This window comes from Sphingomonas sp. GCM10030256, assembly GCF_042666415.1.
Classification (GTDB): Bacteria; Pseudomonadota; Alphaproteobacteria; order Sphingomonadales; family Sphingomonadaceae; genus Sphingomicrobium.
In genome coordinates, this window is sequence record NZ_JBHTDI010000001.1 from 1,520,980 (window position 1) to 1,538,819 (window position 17,840).

Annotated in this window: 13 protein-coding genes; 4 read left to right on the forward strand and 9 right to left on the reverse strand. The window is 62.0% G+C overall.

All coding sequences use genetic code 11. The features are described from left to right. Window positions 1–26: 26 nt before the first annotated feature. The 3 genes from ACFQPG_RS07560 to ACFQPG_RS07570 form a co-directional block, all read right to left on the reverse strand. Window positions 27–1,280 carry an MgtC/SapB family protein gene (locus tag ACFQPG_RS07560; protein WP_380811752.1) on the reverse strand — a complete coding sequence of 418 codons (1,254 nt, stop codon included), beginning with the start codon at window positions 1,278–1,280 and terminating at the stop codon, window positions 27–29. Between the two features lie 244 nt (window positions 1,281–1,524). Then, window positions 1,525–1,905, reverse strand: a complete 381-nt coding sequence (locus tag ACFQPG_RS07565) for a VOC family protein (RefSeq protein ID WP_380811553.1) — start codon at window positions 1,903–1,905, stop codon at window positions 1,525–1,527. Then, window positions 1,902–2,246, reverse strand: coding sequence for a cupin (locus tag ACFQPG_RS07570; RefSeq protein ID WP_380811555.1), 345 nt, complete (start codon window positions 2,244–2,246; stop codon window positions 1,902–1,904). The genes ACFQPG_RS07565 and ACFQPG_RS07570 overlap by 4 nt, the downstream gene beginning before the upstream one ends. An 89-nt stretch (window positions 2,247–2,335) precedes the next feature. On the opposite strand from ACFQPG_RS07570, the gene ACFQPG_RS07575 reads away from it, so the two are divergent. Beyond that, complete coding sequence (locus ACFQPG_RS07575; RefSeq protein WP_380811557.1) at window positions 2,336–2,794, forward strand: Lrp/AsnC family transcriptional regulator; 459 nt, start codon at window positions 2,336–2,338, stop codon at window positions 2,792–2,794. 216 nt (window positions 2,795–3,010) lie between these two features. Here the strand turns inward: ACFQPG_RS07575 and ACFQPG_RS07580 are convergent, their stop codons facing one another. Continuing rightward, window positions 3,011–5,524 (reverse strand): EAL domain-containing protein, encoded by a 2,514-nt coding sequence (locus ACFQPG_RS07580; protein WP_380811559.1) that lies wholly within the window; start codon window positions 5,522–5,524, stop codon window positions 3,011–3,013. Between the two features lie 481 nt (window positions 5,525–6,005). On the opposite strand from ACFQPG_RS07580, the gene ACFQPG_RS07585 reads away from it, so the two are divergent. Further along, window positions 6,006–7,685: a DUF885 domain-containing protein gene (locus ACFQPG_RS07585; RefSeq protein WP_380811561.1), complete on the forward strand. Its 1,680-nt coding sequence runs from the start codon at window positions 6,006–6,008 to the stop codon at window positions 7,683–7,685. Between the two features lie 4 nt (window positions 7,686–7,689). Here the strand turns inward: ACFQPG_RS07585 and ACFQPG_RS07590 are convergent, their stop codons facing one another. Both ACFQPG_RS07590 and ACFQPG_RS07595 read right to left on the reverse strand, forming a co-directional pair. Then, on the reverse strand, window positions 7,690–9,078 hold the full coding sequence (locus ACFQPG_RS07590; RefSeq protein ID WP_380811563.1) for a serine hydrolase domain-containing protein: 1,389 nt from the start codon (window positions 9,076–9,078) through the stop codon (window positions 7,690–7,692). 1 nt (window position 9,079) lies between these two features. Next, on the reverse strand, window positions 9,080–10,897 hold the full coding sequence (locus ACFQPG_RS07595; RefSeq protein WP_380811565.1) for a gamma-glutamyltransferase family protein: 1,818 nt from the start codon (window positions 10,895–10,897) through the stop codon (window positions 9,080–9,082). A 246-nt stretch (window positions 10,898–11,143) separates the two neighbouring features. Between ACFQPG_RS07595 and ACFQPG_RS07600 the strand changes: the two genes are divergently transcribed. Further along, window positions 11,144–12,949 (forward strand): DUF885 domain-containing protein, encoded by a 1,806-nt coding sequence (locus ACFQPG_RS07600; protein WP_380811567.1) that lies wholly within the window; start codon window positions 11,144–11,146, stop codon window positions 12,947–12,949. A 607-nt stretch (window positions 12,950–13,556) separates the two neighbouring features. Here the strand turns inward: ACFQPG_RS07600 and ACFQPG_RS07605 are convergent. From ACFQPG_RS07605 to ACFQPG_RS07615, 3 genes are all read right to left on the reverse strand, one after another. Then, window positions 13,557–14,270 (reverse strand): response regulator transcription factor, encoded by a 714-nt coding sequence (locus ACFQPG_RS07605; RefSeq protein ID WP_380811569.1) that lies wholly within the window; start codon window positions 14,268–14,270, stop codon window positions 13,557–13,559. Then, window positions 14,267–15,742 carry an ATP-binding protein gene (locus tag ACFQPG_RS07610; RefSeq protein ID WP_380811571.1) on the reverse strand — a complete coding sequence of 492 codons (1,476 nt, stop codon included), beginning with the start codon at window positions 15,740–15,742 and terminating at the stop codon, window positions 14,267–14,269. Before ACFQPG_RS07610 ends, ACFQPG_RS07605 begins: the two co-directional genes overlap by 4 nt. Window positions 15,743–15,851: 109 nt before the next feature. Continuing rightward, on the reverse strand, window positions 15,852–16,208 hold the full coding sequence (locus ACFQPG_RS07615; protein ID WP_380811573.1) for a response regulator transcription factor: 357 nt from the start codon (window positions 16,206–16,208) through the stop codon (window positions 15,852–15,854). Window positions 16,209–16,532: 324 nt separating this feature from the next. Here ACFQPG_RS07615 and ACFQPG_RS07620 point away from each other — a divergent pair. Continuing rightward, window positions 16,533–17,840 (forward strand): VCBS domain-containing protein (locus ACFQPG_RS07620; RefSeq protein WP_380811575.1); only part of this gene is annotated, 1,308 nt, incomplete at its 3' end.

Genomic DNA, 17,840 nt, shown 5'->3' on the forward strand with positions numbered 1-17,840 from the left:
CGCACGATTCCCTAGACCTTCCGAGGTCATTCGAACAGCGCGCGCCAGCCAATCGTCGCCATCAACACCAGCGCGCTGACCGTGAGTCCCGCAAGCGCTCCAACACCTGTCCGGCGGGCATAGAGCGCCGTCACCAGGATCTTCACGGCCATGTTAGCGACGATGGTTCCCGCAAGCGCAATCGCTGCGAGTCGGCGGTCGATTGCCGCCTCTGGCAGGCCGGAGAGGGTGACGATTGCGGCATCTACATCGAAGCTGCCAGTGAGGAACAGGGACGTGGCGACGCCGCTCTCGCCGAACCTCGCCTGAGCCCACCTGGTCGCGACCGCGGCCAAGGCAACGATGGCGACAAAGCCAAACGCGGGCAGCAATTCCACGGGATTGCCCGGCACGTCGGCACCATCCTCCGCGGGCCTTGGAGCTCGCAGCCAGGCCCATGCAGCGACGAGAATGGCCCCAAGTACGGCAGGGCCGACAATGACCGTCAAGTGGGGCAGTGTTGAGGGCGAGAGGATGGCGACCAGAATCAGCACCCGGAGGTACATGACTGCGCTGGCCAGTAGGATGCCGGCGGTGAACGGGCCGGCCTCGCCCTTGCCGAGCCGCTGCGACAAGGATGCCGTGACCGCCGTTGACGAATAGGCCCCGCCGATCAGGGCCGTGGCAAGCACTCCTCGCCGAGCGCCCATGGTGCGGTTTGCGATGTAACCGGCGAACGAAAAGCCCGTGACCAGCACGACCACGAGCCACAGTTGGAACGGATTCCAGGCGCCGAGCGGACCCATGCTGCGGTTCGGAAGAAAGGGGAGGATGGCCCCTGCAATCACGGCGTAGCGGGCGAATGCATGGACGTCCCTGTCGTTCATGCGGGCAATGAAGCCGTGGCTTTGCTGGCGAGTGGCCAGGATCAGGGTTGCGACTGCCGCTCCGGCAACTGCGAGTTGCGGCTGTCCTGCGCCTGCCAGCAGGCCCAGTGCGAAAGCCAGGATTGCCGCAACGAAGCTCGTTGCGTCGCGAGCCGCGGGGTCGCGCCAGTAGGCCACCGCCAGCCCAGCGGTAATCGTGAAGGACAGCGCCGCTGAAACAGCCGTGCCAAGCGTGGTCCCCGCGATGGCGACGATCCCGCCCCCACCGCCGAGAAGGGTGTAGGTCCGGACCCCGGCCACTCGTGACCCCGGCGCCTCGTCACGGAGCCGCCACCCCCGTTCGACCCCAATCATCAATCCGCAGGCCAAGCTTGCGCCCAGCAGAAGAACATTCGCGGCTCCATCTCCTGTCATCGGGAGAAGATGGCTGAAATCGCGCACGGCTGTCGAGGGATCCTAGGCCCGGTGGAAACGCACGGACTGGTTGGAAGCCAGCGTTTATTGCACCCACGGGGCTAAGGAGTATCCTGCTAACCCAGGTTAGGAGAGTCCTGGCAAGGGCTCGTGAGCGGGTGCGTGCGGTGACTTCCACGCAAGCCTCAGAGCGTTTCCGTCATGCCGAGACGGTTCCGCGTCTTTCCAGTGACGGCCCCGGCTTTCAATCGACAGGGTCGATGCCCGGCGGAGTATGCGTCACTTCGAAACGGATGCCGTCCGGGTCCTTCATGAACAAGGCAGTCGCAGGACCGATGTGCTGGATCTCGGGAGTGGCAAAGCCAGCGTTCGACATCGCGAGCTTGACGGATCGGACGGTCTCTACGTCCGGGGCAGAGAAGCCCAGATGGTTCATGCCCGGGCCGTAGCGCTCATATCCGGGGAGGTCCGGGCGAGACTCCCGAAACTGGAAGAAGAAGCCTTCGTTGTCCGTCCAGATGTGCTCACGCTTCTTGGCGAAACCCAACATAGGCAGCAGCGCTTCGTAGTAGGGCATGCTTGCCGCAAGGCTGCTGACCACCAGGGTGATGTGATCGATCTTCAATGCTCTGCTCCATCTCCAGCGCATTCCGTATCTCGGTCGGCGCGTTCCACGACCAGAATACGCGCGTCTCCGCATGGGTATGCGATATGCTCCTCTCCGTCTTCGATGAAGATCATCTGGCCGGACGAGAGGCGCTGTATAACGGGTTCCCGGTCACCGCTTCTGACGTGCATGTCGACGATGCCATCAAGCACGAGGAAGACTTCGGGTCCGTCGTTGATGTGCCACTTGTAGGCATCCTTGATCCAGCGAAGCTTGACGCTCGCATCCCCGAATCCGCTGTAGGTTGGCCCGGACCAGTCCACAGGTCCCATGAGTGTTCGAGTGTCGAATGCGCGCATGATCATCTCCCTTCAGGCACAATATGTCTCGACAGGGCGCGATTGATCGACAAGCAAGACGACGGATCGAACGGCAGAATGCAAGGTGGATGGCTCTCGTGGTGAACCGAAAGCTGGACGAGATCGACGAGCATCTGCTCTCTTTGCTCGACAAGAATGCCCGGAAACCAGTCGTGGCGCTTGCCAAGGCGGTGGGCCTGTCCCGCACTGCGGTGCAAGGGCGTCTTGCCCGTCTCGAAGATGAAGGCACGATCCGCGGCTACACAGTGGTGCGAGGGCGTGTCCCCGACGATGCACCCGTGAAGGCATTGTTGTTGCTCTGCATCGGCACCCGCCCGTGCGCGACGGTTATCCGGCGCTTTGAGGATTGGCCGGAAGTAACGGCATGCTGGTCCGTGGCAGGTCCAACAATCGACGCCGTGCTGATGGTCAAGGCAAGTAGCAACGAAGCTCTGGGGGAGGTGAGGGCCCGCCTCGCGGAGGTGCCCGGCGTCACCTCCATCACAACGGCCCCGATTCTGAAAACCGTCGTCGAGCGCCGGGCGTGACCATCTAGAAGACAAAGGTCCGGCAAGTGCGCCCTACAAGGACCCAGTGCCGAGCGAAATTCGCAGGACCAAGTTACGCCTGCCAACAGGGACCGGACGCGCGGAGCGGGGCGCGAGAGGACCCAATACTGTCCCGGGGCCCAGCCGGCTACTCAGCAGGACGCGCTTGGAGCGGCCCTGCTATTGGCTGTTCAGCCAGTCAGGCGTCCAACCAAGTTAGGCGGCGAAGCGTGTCTCGTCCCACTTGCTGACGAGAGATCGAGCCCCAATGCCCGGAACGGCTTTGCTGAAAAGAAAGCCCTGACCGGAATGGCACCTGTGCTTCCTCAGGAAGTCTGCCTGGCTCTCAGCCTCTATTCCTTCGGCGACGATCTTGATGCCAAGGCTCCGGCCGAGTTTGATCACAGCTCGAACGATGGCGGCATCATGATCACTCGTGGACAGCTTCCTGATGAAGGAGCGGTCGATCTTGATCACGTCGACAGGAAAGTGATTTAGGTGCGAGAGCGAGGCATAGCCCGTTCCGAAGTCATCAAGGGCGATCTGGACGCCTTCTCGGGAAAGCGCCTTCAGCGCATTCTCGACATGCTCCGCTCCCCTCCCGAGGAAAACGGTCTCCGTCACTTCAAGCTGCAAGCAGGAGGCGGGAAGGTTGGCGCGGTGCAACCGCTCGATCAGCCGGTCGGCAAATTGTCCGTTCCGGAACTCCGCCGCCGCCGCATTGACTGCAATATGCTGGAAGGGAACGCCGGCGTCGGCCCAGTTACGCATGTCGGCGATAACGCTGTCGATCATAAGATCGCTGATATCCGCTGCCAGCGCACCGTCCTGGAAGGCACCAGCGATTCGTTCGGCGGTCTGAATGCCTTTAGATGGGTGTTTCCAACGCAGCAGCGCCTCAAAGCCATCAAGGCGGCCCGTACGCAAATCGACTTTCGGCTGGTAATAAGGGACAATCCTCTTCTCTCGTACCGCGTCCCGGGCCAGGCTGAGCACCGACAAGCGCTTCTGGGCGTCTGCGCGCATCGCTGCCTCGAAAATTCGAAAGACACCTCGTCCAGCACTCTTCGCGACATAAAGGGCGATGTCGGCATGCTTCAGGAGCACCGTGCGGCTGTCTCCGTCGCGCGGGAAGCTGCTCGCACCAATGCTGGTTCGGATGTCCAACAGCTTACCGTCGAAATGACAAGGCGCCTTGAGTCCAGTCTTGATCGATTGAACTACCGCTTCGACGTCGTCCTTCTTGCCCACCCCTTGCAACAGCACTGCAAACTCGTCGCCCCCAAGCCGCGCAACCATGTCGTCTGCGCGCACCAGTGCTCTTAAGCGGGTTGCGAACTCGGTGAGAAGCGCATCGCCGGCGTCGTGCCCTAAACCGTCGTTGGTGCGCTTGAAGTCATCCAGATCCAGCATGAGCACGGTGACGTAGCCACCGGTCGCGTGAGCGTCGGCAATGGCTTTGTCGAGAGTTTGCTGGAACAGAGCGCGATTGGGCAATTGGGTCAGCGGATCATGATTAGCGGCCCATCGCACGCGATCTTCCGCAGTCTTCTGGTGAGTGATGTCGCGAGCGATAGAAATCAGACTGCTCAGCTGTGCCTGATCGTCCGTAATCGGTGCAACTAGGATGTCGAGCCAGCAGTCCCCGTGCGCGTTGCGCCGCCTCGCGGTGAAGCGACCAGTCGCGCCAAGGGTCGCCTGGGTGATTGCAACCACTGCAGCACTGCGGCTCGAATCCGGGAAATTCTCTGCCCATGAGCGGCCGAGCAGGGGCGCTGTATCGCTCAGGCCAAGCGTCTGGAGAGCGGCGGGGTTGAGATATTTCACATTTCCGAGGACGTCGAGCAACGCGATGCAATCCGGACTGGCCTCGATCATGGTCCGACTAACAGCTTCGCTCGCCTGAAGCGCCTCGCGCCCGATCACCTCATCGTTGATGTCGGTGCATGTACCGTACCAGCGCAAAGGCTTGCCACTCGAGTCGACGTCCGGCTCGCCGCGGCTCAGGATCCACCTGTACCCGCCACCAACATGTTTTAATCGATATTGGGCCTCGTATGGCTTGCCCTCTTCAAAGCAATCATTCCACAGCTTGGTTACTCGCTCGCGGTCATCCGGATGAACCAGATCGGCGCGGCTTACACCGACGTGGTCGCTGAGCTGATAGCCGGTGAACAGGATCCACTGCGCATTATAGAATTCGTCCGAACCATCGGCAGCCATGGTCCACACCATCTGCGGAATGGCATCAAGCGTTCGTTTCCAGCGCGCGAGAGTCGTCTTCTGCAGCTCATCGGCTGCCATTCGACCACTGATGTCGCTGATGACGCCTTCGAGGAAGAGTGGGACCCCGTTGTCATCGTACACGGCGTTTCCACGTTCGGTGACCCAGCGGATCTCCCCCGACTTGCGTCGGATACGGTAGGCGAGATCGAAGTTGCGCCTCTCAGACACACCAAGCGCAACAGCCTTTTCAACGGTGGTCCTGTCTTCGGAGACGATGATCTCCGACCAGCCATCATACCTTTCGAGTTCCGCTGCCGGGTAACCAGTGAGTTCCTGGACGCCCTCGCTGACGAAGGACATCCGCCAAGGGGCCTGGAGTTCGCACCTGTAGAAGAGGCCTGAGAGACTGCGCAGCACGCTGCCAAACTGACGGCGGCTTTCGGCCAATTCCCTGCGCAGGGTCACAACCTCCGCGCCCGCTTCATCGGCAGGTCCGGCGAGCATCCTGACGGCACCGCCACAACTCTGTGACACCTTACCCTGAACTCCAATCCGTGTCGTTAATGCGCATTACAATATTAGAATCAAGGTGTTGATTGGACGTTACGTAAATTTTGCGCCCAACATGGACCCATTAGCGCGCACCAGGCGAAGAGGTCGCGACAGGTCGTCCACCGGTTCGGTCCGGCGCGACCTTTTCGTGGGGTATCAGGTCAAGAACCAACTTGGTCAGGGGCGCGCAACCTTTGGCGGCGTTGAAGCAGTGCCTACTTCGCCGTCCCTGATGCTGTAGCCTCCGTTGTAAATATCTCTGCAGCTTGCGAGAGAGAGGCCGAGGAGTGAATTCATGATCTCGCGTCGAGCTTTTGTAATGGCTTTGTCGGCGGCCGGCGTCGCCAGCTGTTCCCGCGGTGCCCCTCTCGGACTTGCAGCGGCGTCGGCGAACACGGGTCCCAACGCGATCTACGATCAGGTTTTCGAGCAAATGCTTCAGTTGGAACCTGAGGCCGCCACCAATCTTGGTCTAGACGTCGGTGCGCGCGCTGGTCTCAAGTCCCAGCTGACGGACCTCTCCGTTACGGGCCGGAATGGCTGGTGGGCGCCGCTGATCGACGCATTGCCCAGACTTCGGGCGTTCGACCGCGCACGTTTGCCGCTGCGGGAGCGGGCGCTGCTCGACACGGCGATCTGGTTTGGGGAGCGTGCGGTCCAGCGGCGCTCGCTAAGCTATGGGATCAACTCGGCCCCGTATGTGATCACTCAGATCTATGGCTCCTATGTCGGGGTGCCGAACTTCCTCGACGTGCAGCACAAGATCGAGACGCACGCGGACGCACAAGCCTATCTGGACAGACTCGAGGCCTTTCCGGGCTTGATTGATTCGGAGGTGGCGCTCGCGCGTGCGGATGCCGCAGCGGGAATCGTCCCACCTGACTTCATCCTGGACAAGGCGCTTCGACAGACCCGGACCGCACTCGGTGAACGCGGCTCGAGAAGCGGTCTGGTAAGCTCGCTAGTCGGCCGCGCGCAGGAGAAGAACCTCCCTGGTGACTGGGAGGCGCGGGCCGTCCGGATCGTTGATGGGCCGCTTGCCGCGGCGCTCGGTCGACAGGAGGCGCTCCTCACCGAGCAGCGGCGGATCGCGACGAGCAATCCCGGGATCAGCCGATTGCCGAACGGCGACGAGTTCTATGCCTACACGCTGCGCGTATTCAACAGCACCGGCATGTCGGCGCAGGAGGTGCATCGGCTCGGACTTGAGGAGGTGGCGCGGCTGACCGGCGAGGCCGATCCGCTTTTGCGCGCGCGGGGCATCGGCGACGGTGCCATCGGTCGTCGCATTGCCTCGCTCGAGCAGCTTCCGGGGCAGCTGTTTGCGAACAACGATGAAGGACGGCGTGAACTGCTCACCTATATCTCTGGCTGGATGGACCGGTTCCGGGCGCGCATGCCGGAGATTTTCTACTCCATTCCAACCAGTCCGATGGAGGTGCGCCGGGTTCCGATCGCGATCGAGGTGGGCTCGGCCGGCGCCTACGCCCAGGCCACTGATATCGAGGGCACGAGGCCCGGCATCTTCTACATCAACCTGCAGGACGTTCACTCGCGGCCGCGCTTCGGCCTGCCTACGCTGACCGCGCACGAGGCGATCCCCGGGCATTTGTGGCAGGGTGCGATCGTCAACTCGGCGCGGGACCTTCCGATGCTGCATCGAGCGACTGGCATCTCCGCTTTCGCGGAGGGCTGGGGGCTGTATGCCGAGACGTTGGCCGACGAACTCGGCTTCTACCGCGACGAGCCGCTTGCTCGGATTGGCATGATCCAGAGCTTCCTGTTTCGCGCTGCCCGTCTCGTGGTCGACACCGGCATTCACGCGATGGGCTGGAGCCGCGAACACGCGATCCGCTACTTCATGGATACGGTTGGCCGCAATCGCGGGGCCACCGAGCGCGAGATCGATCGGTATGTCGCGCGGCCTGGTCAAGCCACGGCCTACAAGATCGGACACAACGAGATGCTGCGCCTTCGGGACGAGGCGCGGCGGCGGTTAGGGGCGCGCTTCGACTTAAAGGCTTACCACGACCTGATGCTCCTGACCGGCGACATCCCGCTCGAAGTGCTCGCGTCAATGACCAGGGCCTGGAACGGCGAACGGGTGGCTTAGTAGCCTAGCGCACTGCGGCGAGCAGGTCCTTTGTGAAGCGAGTCAGGTCGAAGTTCATGCCGGTGGCATCAAATCCACGGCGGACGATCACCAGTGAGAGTGAGGGGATCACCACGACATATTGGCCCCGATTCCCTTGAGCAACAATTGCGTCCTGTGGCAGGCTGGAATCCTTCGGGAAAGTCCACCAGGTCGCACCATAGCCGTAGCCGGAAGTGGGCTGCGCGGGGCCGTGGCTTCGCACGTAATCAGTCCACCCGGGGGGCAGAATACGTTGGCTGTTCCATACGCCGTCGTTGAGGTGGAGGATTCCCAATCGTGCGAGGTCTCGCGCCGTAGTCCAGACCTGGCTGGACATGATGAAATGGCCGCGCCAGTCGGTCTCCGGAACCGTGCGAGTCATACCGATCTTCCAGAACAAAGCCTCGAAGGGGAAGCGAAGCGACTTCTCGCCGTCTCCAAGCACGTGCTGGAGTCCACGGATTGCCAGGACCGTATCGTTGTTCGCGTAGCGGAAAGCGGTGCCGGGCTCCGCCACCAGTGGCCAACTCGCCGCTTGGTCGGCGACGGCGACGCCGCCGAAGTAAAGCGCGTCCGTGCGGTTGCCGGCATGGTCGCTGTTGAGGCCGCTCGCCATTCGAAGCAGCTGGTCGGTAGAAATGCGCCGCCGCGGATCGCCGATGTGCTGCCATTCCGGGACGGGCGCCGCGGCTTTGACGTCGATCAGGCTCTGGTGAACCGCCGCTCCCATGACCGTGCCGGCGATGCTCTTCCCGACAGACCAGGTGCGCTGCGAGGAATGCATGTTGAGGTCCGACCGATAGCGCTCGCTGACGATCTTCCCCTGCTGGACGACCAGAATTGCGGTCGTCTCCGAGCCTTGCCCGTAGGTGCGGCGATCGAAGGCGCTTCGGACGACCCCCGCGAGGGCGGCTGCATCCCCGTTTGGCCGAGCGGTCGCCTGCCGGTCTCCCGTCGGCCATGGCTGCATATCGAGATTAGGGGGACTTAGTGGCATGCGCGGCAAGGTACTTGCGGCGTCGGGACCCGCGCCGATCGGCAACTGGGTGCAACCGAGGCTTGGCCGCCAGACAGCGATCCTCGGCGGCATGGCGTCATCGTAGGGGACAGACACTGTTCGCCCTTGCCGGTCGATCGTCGCGGTAAGGGTAGGGAAGATTGGATTAAGGCTGCTGTAGGTGCCCCGAAGGTCGTCGGTCTCGGTCTGCTGCTCGGACAGTCCGCCGTTGAACAGGTTGCTGCAGACGAAGGCAGCCTTGTAACCGGCGGCCAGTGCCCGGACGTACGCCGGCCGATCCTCCTGAGCGCTAGCGCCAGTGCAGAGCAGGAGGGATGCAACTCCCGCTGCGGCAAAATGTCTTTGCTTCATCATATTAGTAGGCAAGGCTGATGCCGTCTGCGCGAACGTCCGAAGCGGCGGCGTAGACCCGCTCGCCGCCGCTCTCGCGCCGCTCAACCGAGGAGTAGCGGCCAAAGCCGCCGTCAGACGGGCCGATCCGCCAGCCCATGCCGGCCAGCGCTGCAGCGGTTGAATCTGGAACTCCGGTTTCCAGCCTGAGCAGCCCGGTGCCGCCGATGCTCTTGTCGTCCTCGCCCATCTGCTCCGACGAGCCCTCGTGCTGCCAGCGCGGCGCATCCCCGGCGGCTTGCCCGTCAAGGTCCCAGTCGACCCGGTTCATGATAATCTGCGCCTGCCCCTGAGGCTGCATTCCGCCGCCCATGACGCCGAAGGACAGCCACGGCTTGCCATCACGGGTCGCGAAACCGGGGATGATTGTCTGGAAGGGACGCTTGCCGGGCGCGTACACGTTGGGATGCCCCGGCTGCAGCGAGAAGAGCTGCCCGCGATCCTGGAACATGAAGCCGAGCCCGTCCGCGACCAGGCCCGAGCCCATGCCGCGGAAGTTGGATTGGATCATCGACACCATCATCCCGTTCCGGTCGGCGACGGAGAAGTAAGTGGTGTCGCCCTGAGAAGGGGCATTGCCGGGACGAACCGTGGGATTGATTCGGTCAGGCCGGATCAGCTTCGCCCGCTCAGCGGCATACTCCTTGGACACCAGCCACTCGACCGGCACGCGCGAGAAGTTCGGATCGCCGTACCACCGGGCGCGATCCTCGTAGGCGAGCCGCTTGGCTTCAGCGCCGAGGTGGATTGCTAGCGGAGACTGGAACCCAGCCCGCCGCATGTCGAACCGCTCCAGCATGTTGAGCATCTGCAGCGTCGCGAGGCCTTGCGTGTTTTCTGCAAGCGCATGGACGCCGACGCCGCGATATGTGGTCATCAGCGGCTCGCTCCAATTGCTCTGGTGTGCAGCGAGGTCGGCGCGGGTCATCCACCCGCCAACGCGCCGGAAGTAGGCCTCGATCGTCCGCGCGATCTCGCCCTCGTAGAAGGCATTGCGACCACCTTGCGCGATCATCCGGTAGGTCCGGGCAAGGTCGCGATTGCGGAAGACCTCGCCAGCGCGCGCACGCTCGCCCGAGGGGTAAGTCGCTTGGGCGTTGGCGACTTCTTCGATGCCTTGGCCGGGGCGAGCGAAGTTCGCCATTGCGCGGTTCATGTAGTAGGCGACGACTGGAGAGAGCGGCACGCCCCCCTCGGCATAGACAATGGCTGGCTCGAACAGCTCGGCCCAGCGGAGTTTGCCATAGCGCTTGTGAAGTCGCCACCAGGCGTCGACTGTCCCCGGCACCGTTACCGTCACCGCGCCGTAGGGCGGCAGGACGCCATTGCGGGTGCGGGAGCGGACCGTGTCCAAACTTAGCGCGCGCGGGGATCGACCTGATCCTGCGATACCCACCACCTTTGAGGCAGCAGGGTCCCACAACATTGCGTAAAGGTCACCGCCGATGCCGTTGGCCGTGGGTTCAAGGAAGCCAAGCGCCGCGTTGATCGCGATCGCGGCATCCACCGCGGAGCCGCCTTTCTTCAGTATTTCAATGCCGACCAAAGTGGCGAGGGGATGGGACGTCGCCGCCGCACCGTTGCGCCCGAATACCTCGGACCGGGTGCCAAAGCTTGCGCCCACCGGTCTGTCGCCGGCGTGCACGTCCGGGAACAAGCGTGTGCCCGGCAGTGCCGGGCTGACAGGGAGTGGGGTGCTTGAGGCTTGTGCCGACGCATTGCGAGCGAACGGGAGGCCGATCGTGGCAAGGGGCACGGCAGCCAGGAACGTGCGTCGTCTCACATGCAACTCCCTACAAGACCCTGCGAAAAAGGCGTCTGCCTCGGCTCTGCGTTGATTGTCTGGATGGACGTTCGTCTCGGCCAAGGCTAGCCCTAGCCCACAAAATCACCGCCGCGCCGGAGACCTCAACCGATGAAGCCTACTTTTGCTACGATCGCGTTCCTGCTTGCTACATCGGCGTGCACCACGGCGCCGCGTCCCGCTCTGCCGACAGCGTTGCCTGCAGCGGCCACGCAGGTTGTTCCCGTGCAGGCAGCGGTGGACCCGGCGGCAGAGGACCAGCGACTTCTGTCCTTCCTTGATGCGGCGTTCGAAGAGCAGTTGGCGAGATCGCCGCAGGCGCTGACCGGGCTGGGCCGCAAGGAACAATACGACCGCCTGAACAACTACACCGACGCCTATCGTCAGGAGGGGCTTGCCCTGGCGCAACGCCAACTCGCGGCTTTGCGCGCGCAATTCAATCCAACTAACCTGTCGCCTGCCGGCAGGCTCAGCTATCGCATGTTCGAGGAGGAGATCGAACAGGACATCGCCTCCTTTCAGTGGCGTTGGCACAGCTTCCCGGCGAGCACCAACGGAAGCCCAGCGGGCTCCATTCCAGTGTTCCTGATCAACCAGCATCGGGTGAGCAGTGTCGCTGACGCCGAAGCCTACGTTTCGCGCCTGCGCGAGGTCGAGCGGGTGATGAACGAGATCACTGCCAACATGCGCCAGCAAGCGAGCATGGGCATCGTACCGTCCCGGTTCAATTTCGCTCCTGTGCGCGCCGATGCGCGAAGGGTGCTGGCGGGAGCGCCGTTCGGAGCGGGTCCTGACACGCCGGTGTTTGCCGACTTCAAGTCAAAGGTCGCGAAGCTCGGCGTACCTCAGTCCGAAAAGGATCGGCTGGTTGCGCAAGCGCGCGAGGCGCTGACCGGCCCGGTTCAGCGCGGTTATCGCACGTTCCTGGCGACCTGGGATGCGCTGGAGGCGCAGAGCCAGGGCAATCGTGGCGCCTGGAGCCTCCCGCAGGGCGCCGCATTCTACGCCAACCAGCTGAAGAACTCGACCACGACCGACCTCAACGCCGATCAGATTCACCAGATCGGCCTACAGCAGGTGGCGCGCATTCACGGGGAGATGGAGCGGATCAAGGCCCGGGTCGGCTTCCGCGGCTCACTGCAGGACTTCTTCAAACACATCACCAGCGGGCGTCAGTACAAATATCCGAATACGGACGCGGGGCGTCAGCAATATCTCGCCGACGCGAAGCGCTACATCGCGCAGGTCATGGACAAGGCGCCGCAATATTTCCGGCGATTGCCGAAGGCTCCCTTGGAAGTCCGCGCAGTTGAAACCTGGCGCCAGGAAACGGCTCCCGTCGCCTTTTACAACAGCCCGTCCGAAGACGGTTCGCGTCCAGGCATCTACTACGTGAACCTAGCCGACATGAACCAGGTGCTGAAGCCGCAAACCGAGGCGATCAGCTATCACGAGGGAGCGCCGGGCCACCACTTCCAGATCGCGCTGGCGCAGGAGCTTCCAAACGTGCCCAAGTTCCGTCGGTTCGGCGGCTATGGCGCCTATGCAGAAGGCTGGGGCCTCTATGCTGAGGGAGTCGGCAAGGAGATGGGCTTCTACCAGGATCCCTATTCTGAGTTCGGGATGCTTTCGACGCAGCTCTGGCGTGCGGTCCGCCTGGTAACGGATACGGGCATTCACTCGAAGCAGTGGACCCGCGAACAGGCGATCCAGTATTTTCTACAGAATGCCCTGCTCTCGGAGCGCGATGCCACCAAGGAGGTCGAGCGCTATTTCAACTGGCCGGGGCAGGCGACAAGCTACATGATCGGCCAGCTGAAGATCCTGGAGCTCCGCGATCGTGCTCGCCAGGCTCTCGGTAGTCGGTTCGACGTCCGAGATTTTCACGGCGTAGTGCTGGAGAACGGGTCCGTTCCGCTCGACGTCCTTGAAGAGCTTGTTGATGCATACATCGCCAGCGGTGGCCGGGTAGAACGCACGAGCTCCGAGCCTCTACCAACTAGTGGTTCGGTAGGGGAACGGGGTCGCTGATCTGGCTTGTCAGCGCGCTCTTGATTGGGACTGAGCAGGGTCGAACTGCGGTCAAGCCGCAGATGTAGGAACGCAGAACGGAGCAATGGCGACGCTCGCCGGGTTGGAGGACCCGGTGAGCGTCAGCCCACCGATGCGCACATGTCGCTTTCGGGCAATTCTTCTTTAGTTCTTAGCTCCGCTCCCGAACGGCGCTGAAGCTGATCCCTGGCCAATCCTGCTGGAGGCGTCCGAACTCCCACGCGTTACGCATAAGCAGTACAGGTACGTTGTCCTGGTCGTCTGCCATGGTTGAGCGAAGCGTCTCCATCAGCTTCTTGAGCAGCGCAGGCCGTGGAAGAGCCCGCCGATCCCGGTCGGCCAGTTCTGTGGGCTGACATCCAGCTGGAGAACTTCGGCAATCTCGTCGAGGAGCGCGAACGGACTGAGCCCCTCCCGACCGAGTAATTCTTCGGCGCTCGCTTAGGGCAATGCCGAGCTCACGAGAAGCGCTCGCGTCGAGTGGCGACTGAGAGACGAGCCGAGCACGAGAAGCAGCAGTATGGAAGTCACTGGTTAGAAGTGAAGAGCATTACCTCGGCAGCGGACCGCGTTTCATGACCCAGGGTCACTCATAAGTAAGCTCCGCGGCCGCCGTTCGGGGCGCAGAAAGTCGGTAGCCAATACCGGGTTCGGTGCGAACGATGCGAGGTGAGGAGGGGTCTTCCTCCAACTTTTGACGTAGCTGGCCAACGAGGACGCGAACCGATTGAGTTTCGGCCCTCGCATCAGGTCCCCATACTTCTTCGATAATCTCGCGGTGAGTTGCCACTCCGTCCGAAGATTGAGCTAGAAGTCTCAGCAACGAGTGTTCTCTTGCAGACAGCCGGATCTCCTCGCCCTGCAGCACGACACGCCTGCGCTCCATGTCGATTTCCAGTTCACCAAACCTGACCTTCTGAGCGCCTCGCGTGGGGGAGCGGCGACGTACAGCAGCCCTGATCCTTGCCAGCAGTTCGCCGGCCGAGAAGGGCTTGCCGACGAAGTCGTCGGCACCAGCGTCGAGTGCCCTGATCCGATCCTCCTCGGCCCCGGAAGCGGACAGCACAATGATCGGGATGTCCGAGCCTTCCCGAATTTTCCCGACCAGTTCCTTGCCATCCATGTCGGGCAAACCGAGGTCGCAAAGAACCAGGTCGTACTCGGCGTCCTTCAGGTGGGTGACTGCTTCCCGGCCGTCCCAAGCAACCTTCACGGTCGCCCCGGCTGCACTGATTGTGGGCTCCAGGACCCGAACAATGCCCGGTTCGTCCTCGACAACCAATATTCGCAGTTTTTTCACGGCTCGCTCCGTGGCAGCATGATGGCGACTTCAAGTCCCGGTGCACCGTCGCGCCGGCTCCTGGCCTCGATGGTCCCCCCCATTGCTTCTACGAACCCACGTGAAATGGAGAGCCCCAGCCCCGTGCCGTTAACCTGACGTTTTTCTCGAGCGAAATGGAAGGCTGTAAATACTCCGGCCTGATCTTCCTCGGGCAGCCCCGGGCCGTGATCGATGATCCGGATCTCAGATGCATGGTCATGAGTAGTGCAGCGCACCAGGATACTGTCCTCGGACGGAGCATACTTGGCCGCGTTGTCGAGCACGTTGTACACAGCCTGCTCCAGCAGCAATGGGTCGGCCATGACATGGCAGTCCGCATCTACTTCTATTCTGGGAGTGCTCTCGTGATGGCGCTTGAGCCGTTCAGCGGCCGCGTCAATCACTTCGGCGACCTTCAAGCTTTTGCAATTAGGCTGAACGGTGCCAGATTGTAGGCGCGTCATGTTCAACAGGTTGCCGACGAACTGGTTGAGCTTCTCGCCCTCGTCCCGGATATTGAGCAGCAGGTCAGTGCGCACGGACGGTTCGAACTTGTCGCCATATTCAAGGAGGCTGGTGGAGGATCCGATGATAGCCGAGAGCGGAGAGCGAAAGTCGTGAGAGATTGAGGACAGAAGAGCCTCCCTCAGCTTACCTCCCTCTTCGGCAGCAGCTATCCTCGCCTGTTCTTCGCGGATGCGGGACCTACCGGTCGATGCAGATGCAAGATCGGCCACCAGGTCCACGAAATCATCCGTCTCGCTGTCAGGTGCCTCAGCTTTCCAGAGAAGGACGCCCGCATACGGAGCTTCCGAGGGGATCCTGCGAGCGCGCCAGCCGTCACTGCTGAGGCTGTTTGTCTCCTCTGAGGCCGCCTCAGCCTGCATTGTTAGCTTGCCGAACGCGATCACGGCTGCGGCCTCTCCGATCTCGCCGCTCTGCGCGCGAACGGCGCCGTTCGCGTCGAGGGAGATAGCAGCCCCACCTGAACCACGTGCGATTGCATCGGTTAAGACTGGCCAGAACTCCTGTTGGTTTTCCTCCGCAAGAAGCCGGCTGGTTCTGAAAAGCAAATCCATGCGTTCGGCATGCTGCCGAGCCTTGGCCGCTTCGTCATGAACCTTCCCCGCGAGAGCGCCGGTAATTAGCGCGACTACGAGGAAGATCGTCATGTTTAGGAGATCTTCGGCAGTGGTCGTATACTCATCTGTCCGAAGATCGAGGAAGAACTTGTAGGCAACGACGCTGATGATTGCGGCGAAAATCGCGGCGCGGCTGCCCCTCATGCTGGCGACCACGGTCACAGCTGCAAGGAACAGGAGCCCGAGACGCGTCAGGGCCAAGACTGAATGGATAATCTCTGCGGCAACGAACGCGCATGCTGGTGCGAGCAATGCAGCAACCAGGTCACCAGTAAGCACACGACCGTTGCGGATACGCGCTACAGGCATCACTCCTCGCTACGCTTGGGGCGACCTGTTAGCATTCCAGACAATAAATTTGAATATATTGATTGTGGTTAACGCCAAATCAGAGCAGCTGCCCGGATGACGCCCTGCGCTAGCTGCTAACTAACTGATTGATACAGGCAATCAGGTCAGGCGTTCGGAAGGGCTTATGGAGAAACCGGTTGGCGCCGGCTCCACGCGCCGCGTCAACCTCCGCCTGTGAATGTTGTGCCGAGATGACGACCACCGGCGTTGAGGAGCTGTCACGGAGATGGCGGATGACCGCCTTACCGTCCATATCAGGTAGACCCAGGTCCACGATGAGGGCGTCCCAACCCGTTGCGTCAACCTGATCGATGGCTTCCTGCCCAGTGCTCGTGACCTTCACACTCAGTCCACTGACCTCAAGTGCCGGCACGATCGCCCTTACGATCTGGGGATCATCATCAACTAGGAGGACCGATGTCACTGCGCCGTCTGTGCCTTGGAGTTCTGAACTGACAGGTTGTAGGCGGTCAGCCGCGATCCCGCGAGCATAACGACAGCATAACGAAATTGAACCGTACGGCTTGGCCTGCAGCAAAGTGCGTTAGAGACGCAACGCGCCAGCTGGACCTTGGCCGCTCGCGAGTGTCCCAATCTGGGTCCTTTATACATTCGTTATGCTAACCGTCTGTAAACGAATCTACTATCGCCGCCACATAACCTCAGGGGTGGGGGCAACCGACGGGCCTTGCTGATTGCAGGGCCCGTCGGACCAACCTGCTCCGTTCTGGATCAGGGAACTTCCAACATGGCGACCAATACCAGCGGCGGCACGACGGCGTCTTTTGCCAACACTCCGCAGGCCAAGGACGACCAGTACAACGCGTATGAGAATTGCGTTTTTACATTCGATGTGATGTCGAATGATCTGGGCGGCGCTGCGAAGATCCTCTGGTCGATCGATGATGCCACCCGGACCGATGATAGTGCGAACGGGACCATCGACCTTCTCACTAGCGACATAAAGGCAACAATACCCGAGTGCAGCGATCTTGGCGCGCGGATCTCAATCGTGGACGGCAAGGTTCACTACGATACCAATTCTCTGGATTGGCTGGCGGCTGGTGAAACCAAAACCGACAAGTTCACCTATGCCATTCGACTCGCGAATGGGACACTGAGCTGGGCGACAGTCACTGTCCAGGTGACCGGGAGGAATGATGGCCCAGTCATTTTGACCGCGGGCACTGACGTTGCTGGCGGAGTGACCGAGAATGCGGAGCCGATTGAGGGGGGTGATCTCACTGACACGGGAAAGATCAGCTTTGCCGACGTGGACCTCAGCGATCAGCATTCGGCAGCGGTGCTGGGTGTCAAGGACGCCGACGGCAACGCGGTATCGGCCCCGCTCGGCGCCCTGACGCTTGGAGCCTTAGATCAGACCGCCAACAGTGTGAGCTGGACGTACACGGTTGCAGACGGTGCCCTCGACTTCCTGGCCGCGGGTGAGACCCGGACCCAAGTCTACACGGTGGCTATCAGCGACGGTAAGGGTGGCACGGTCAATAAAGACGTGACGGTGGTAATCACCGGCACCAACGATGCTCCGACGATCGTGGTTGCCGGTACCGATGCCGCTGGCGCGGTGACCGAGAAGGCGGAGCCGAACGAAGGCGGCAATCTCACCGACACCGGAACGATCAGCTTCGCCGATGTGGACCTCACCGACCAGCATTCGGCGGCGGTGCTGTCGGTCGTCAAGGACGGCAGCGGCAATGCGGTGGCATCCCCGCTCGGCACCTTGACGCTGGCTGCGGTCGACCAGGCTGCCAACAGCGTGAGCTGGAACTTCACGGTTGCCGATGGCGCCCTCGACTTCCTGGCCGCGGGTGAAACCCGGACCCAAGTCTACACGGTCGAGATCGGCGACGGAAAGGGTGGTAAGGCTACGCAGGACGTGACGGTGACCATCACCGGCACCAACGATGCGGCGAGCATCACCGGCAATGCGGCGGGTGACGTGCGCGAGGACGGCGATGTGCTGACCACCGGTGGCAAGCTCACCGTCAGCGACGTCGACACCGGCGAGGCGCTGCTGGTTGCTCAGAGCGATGCC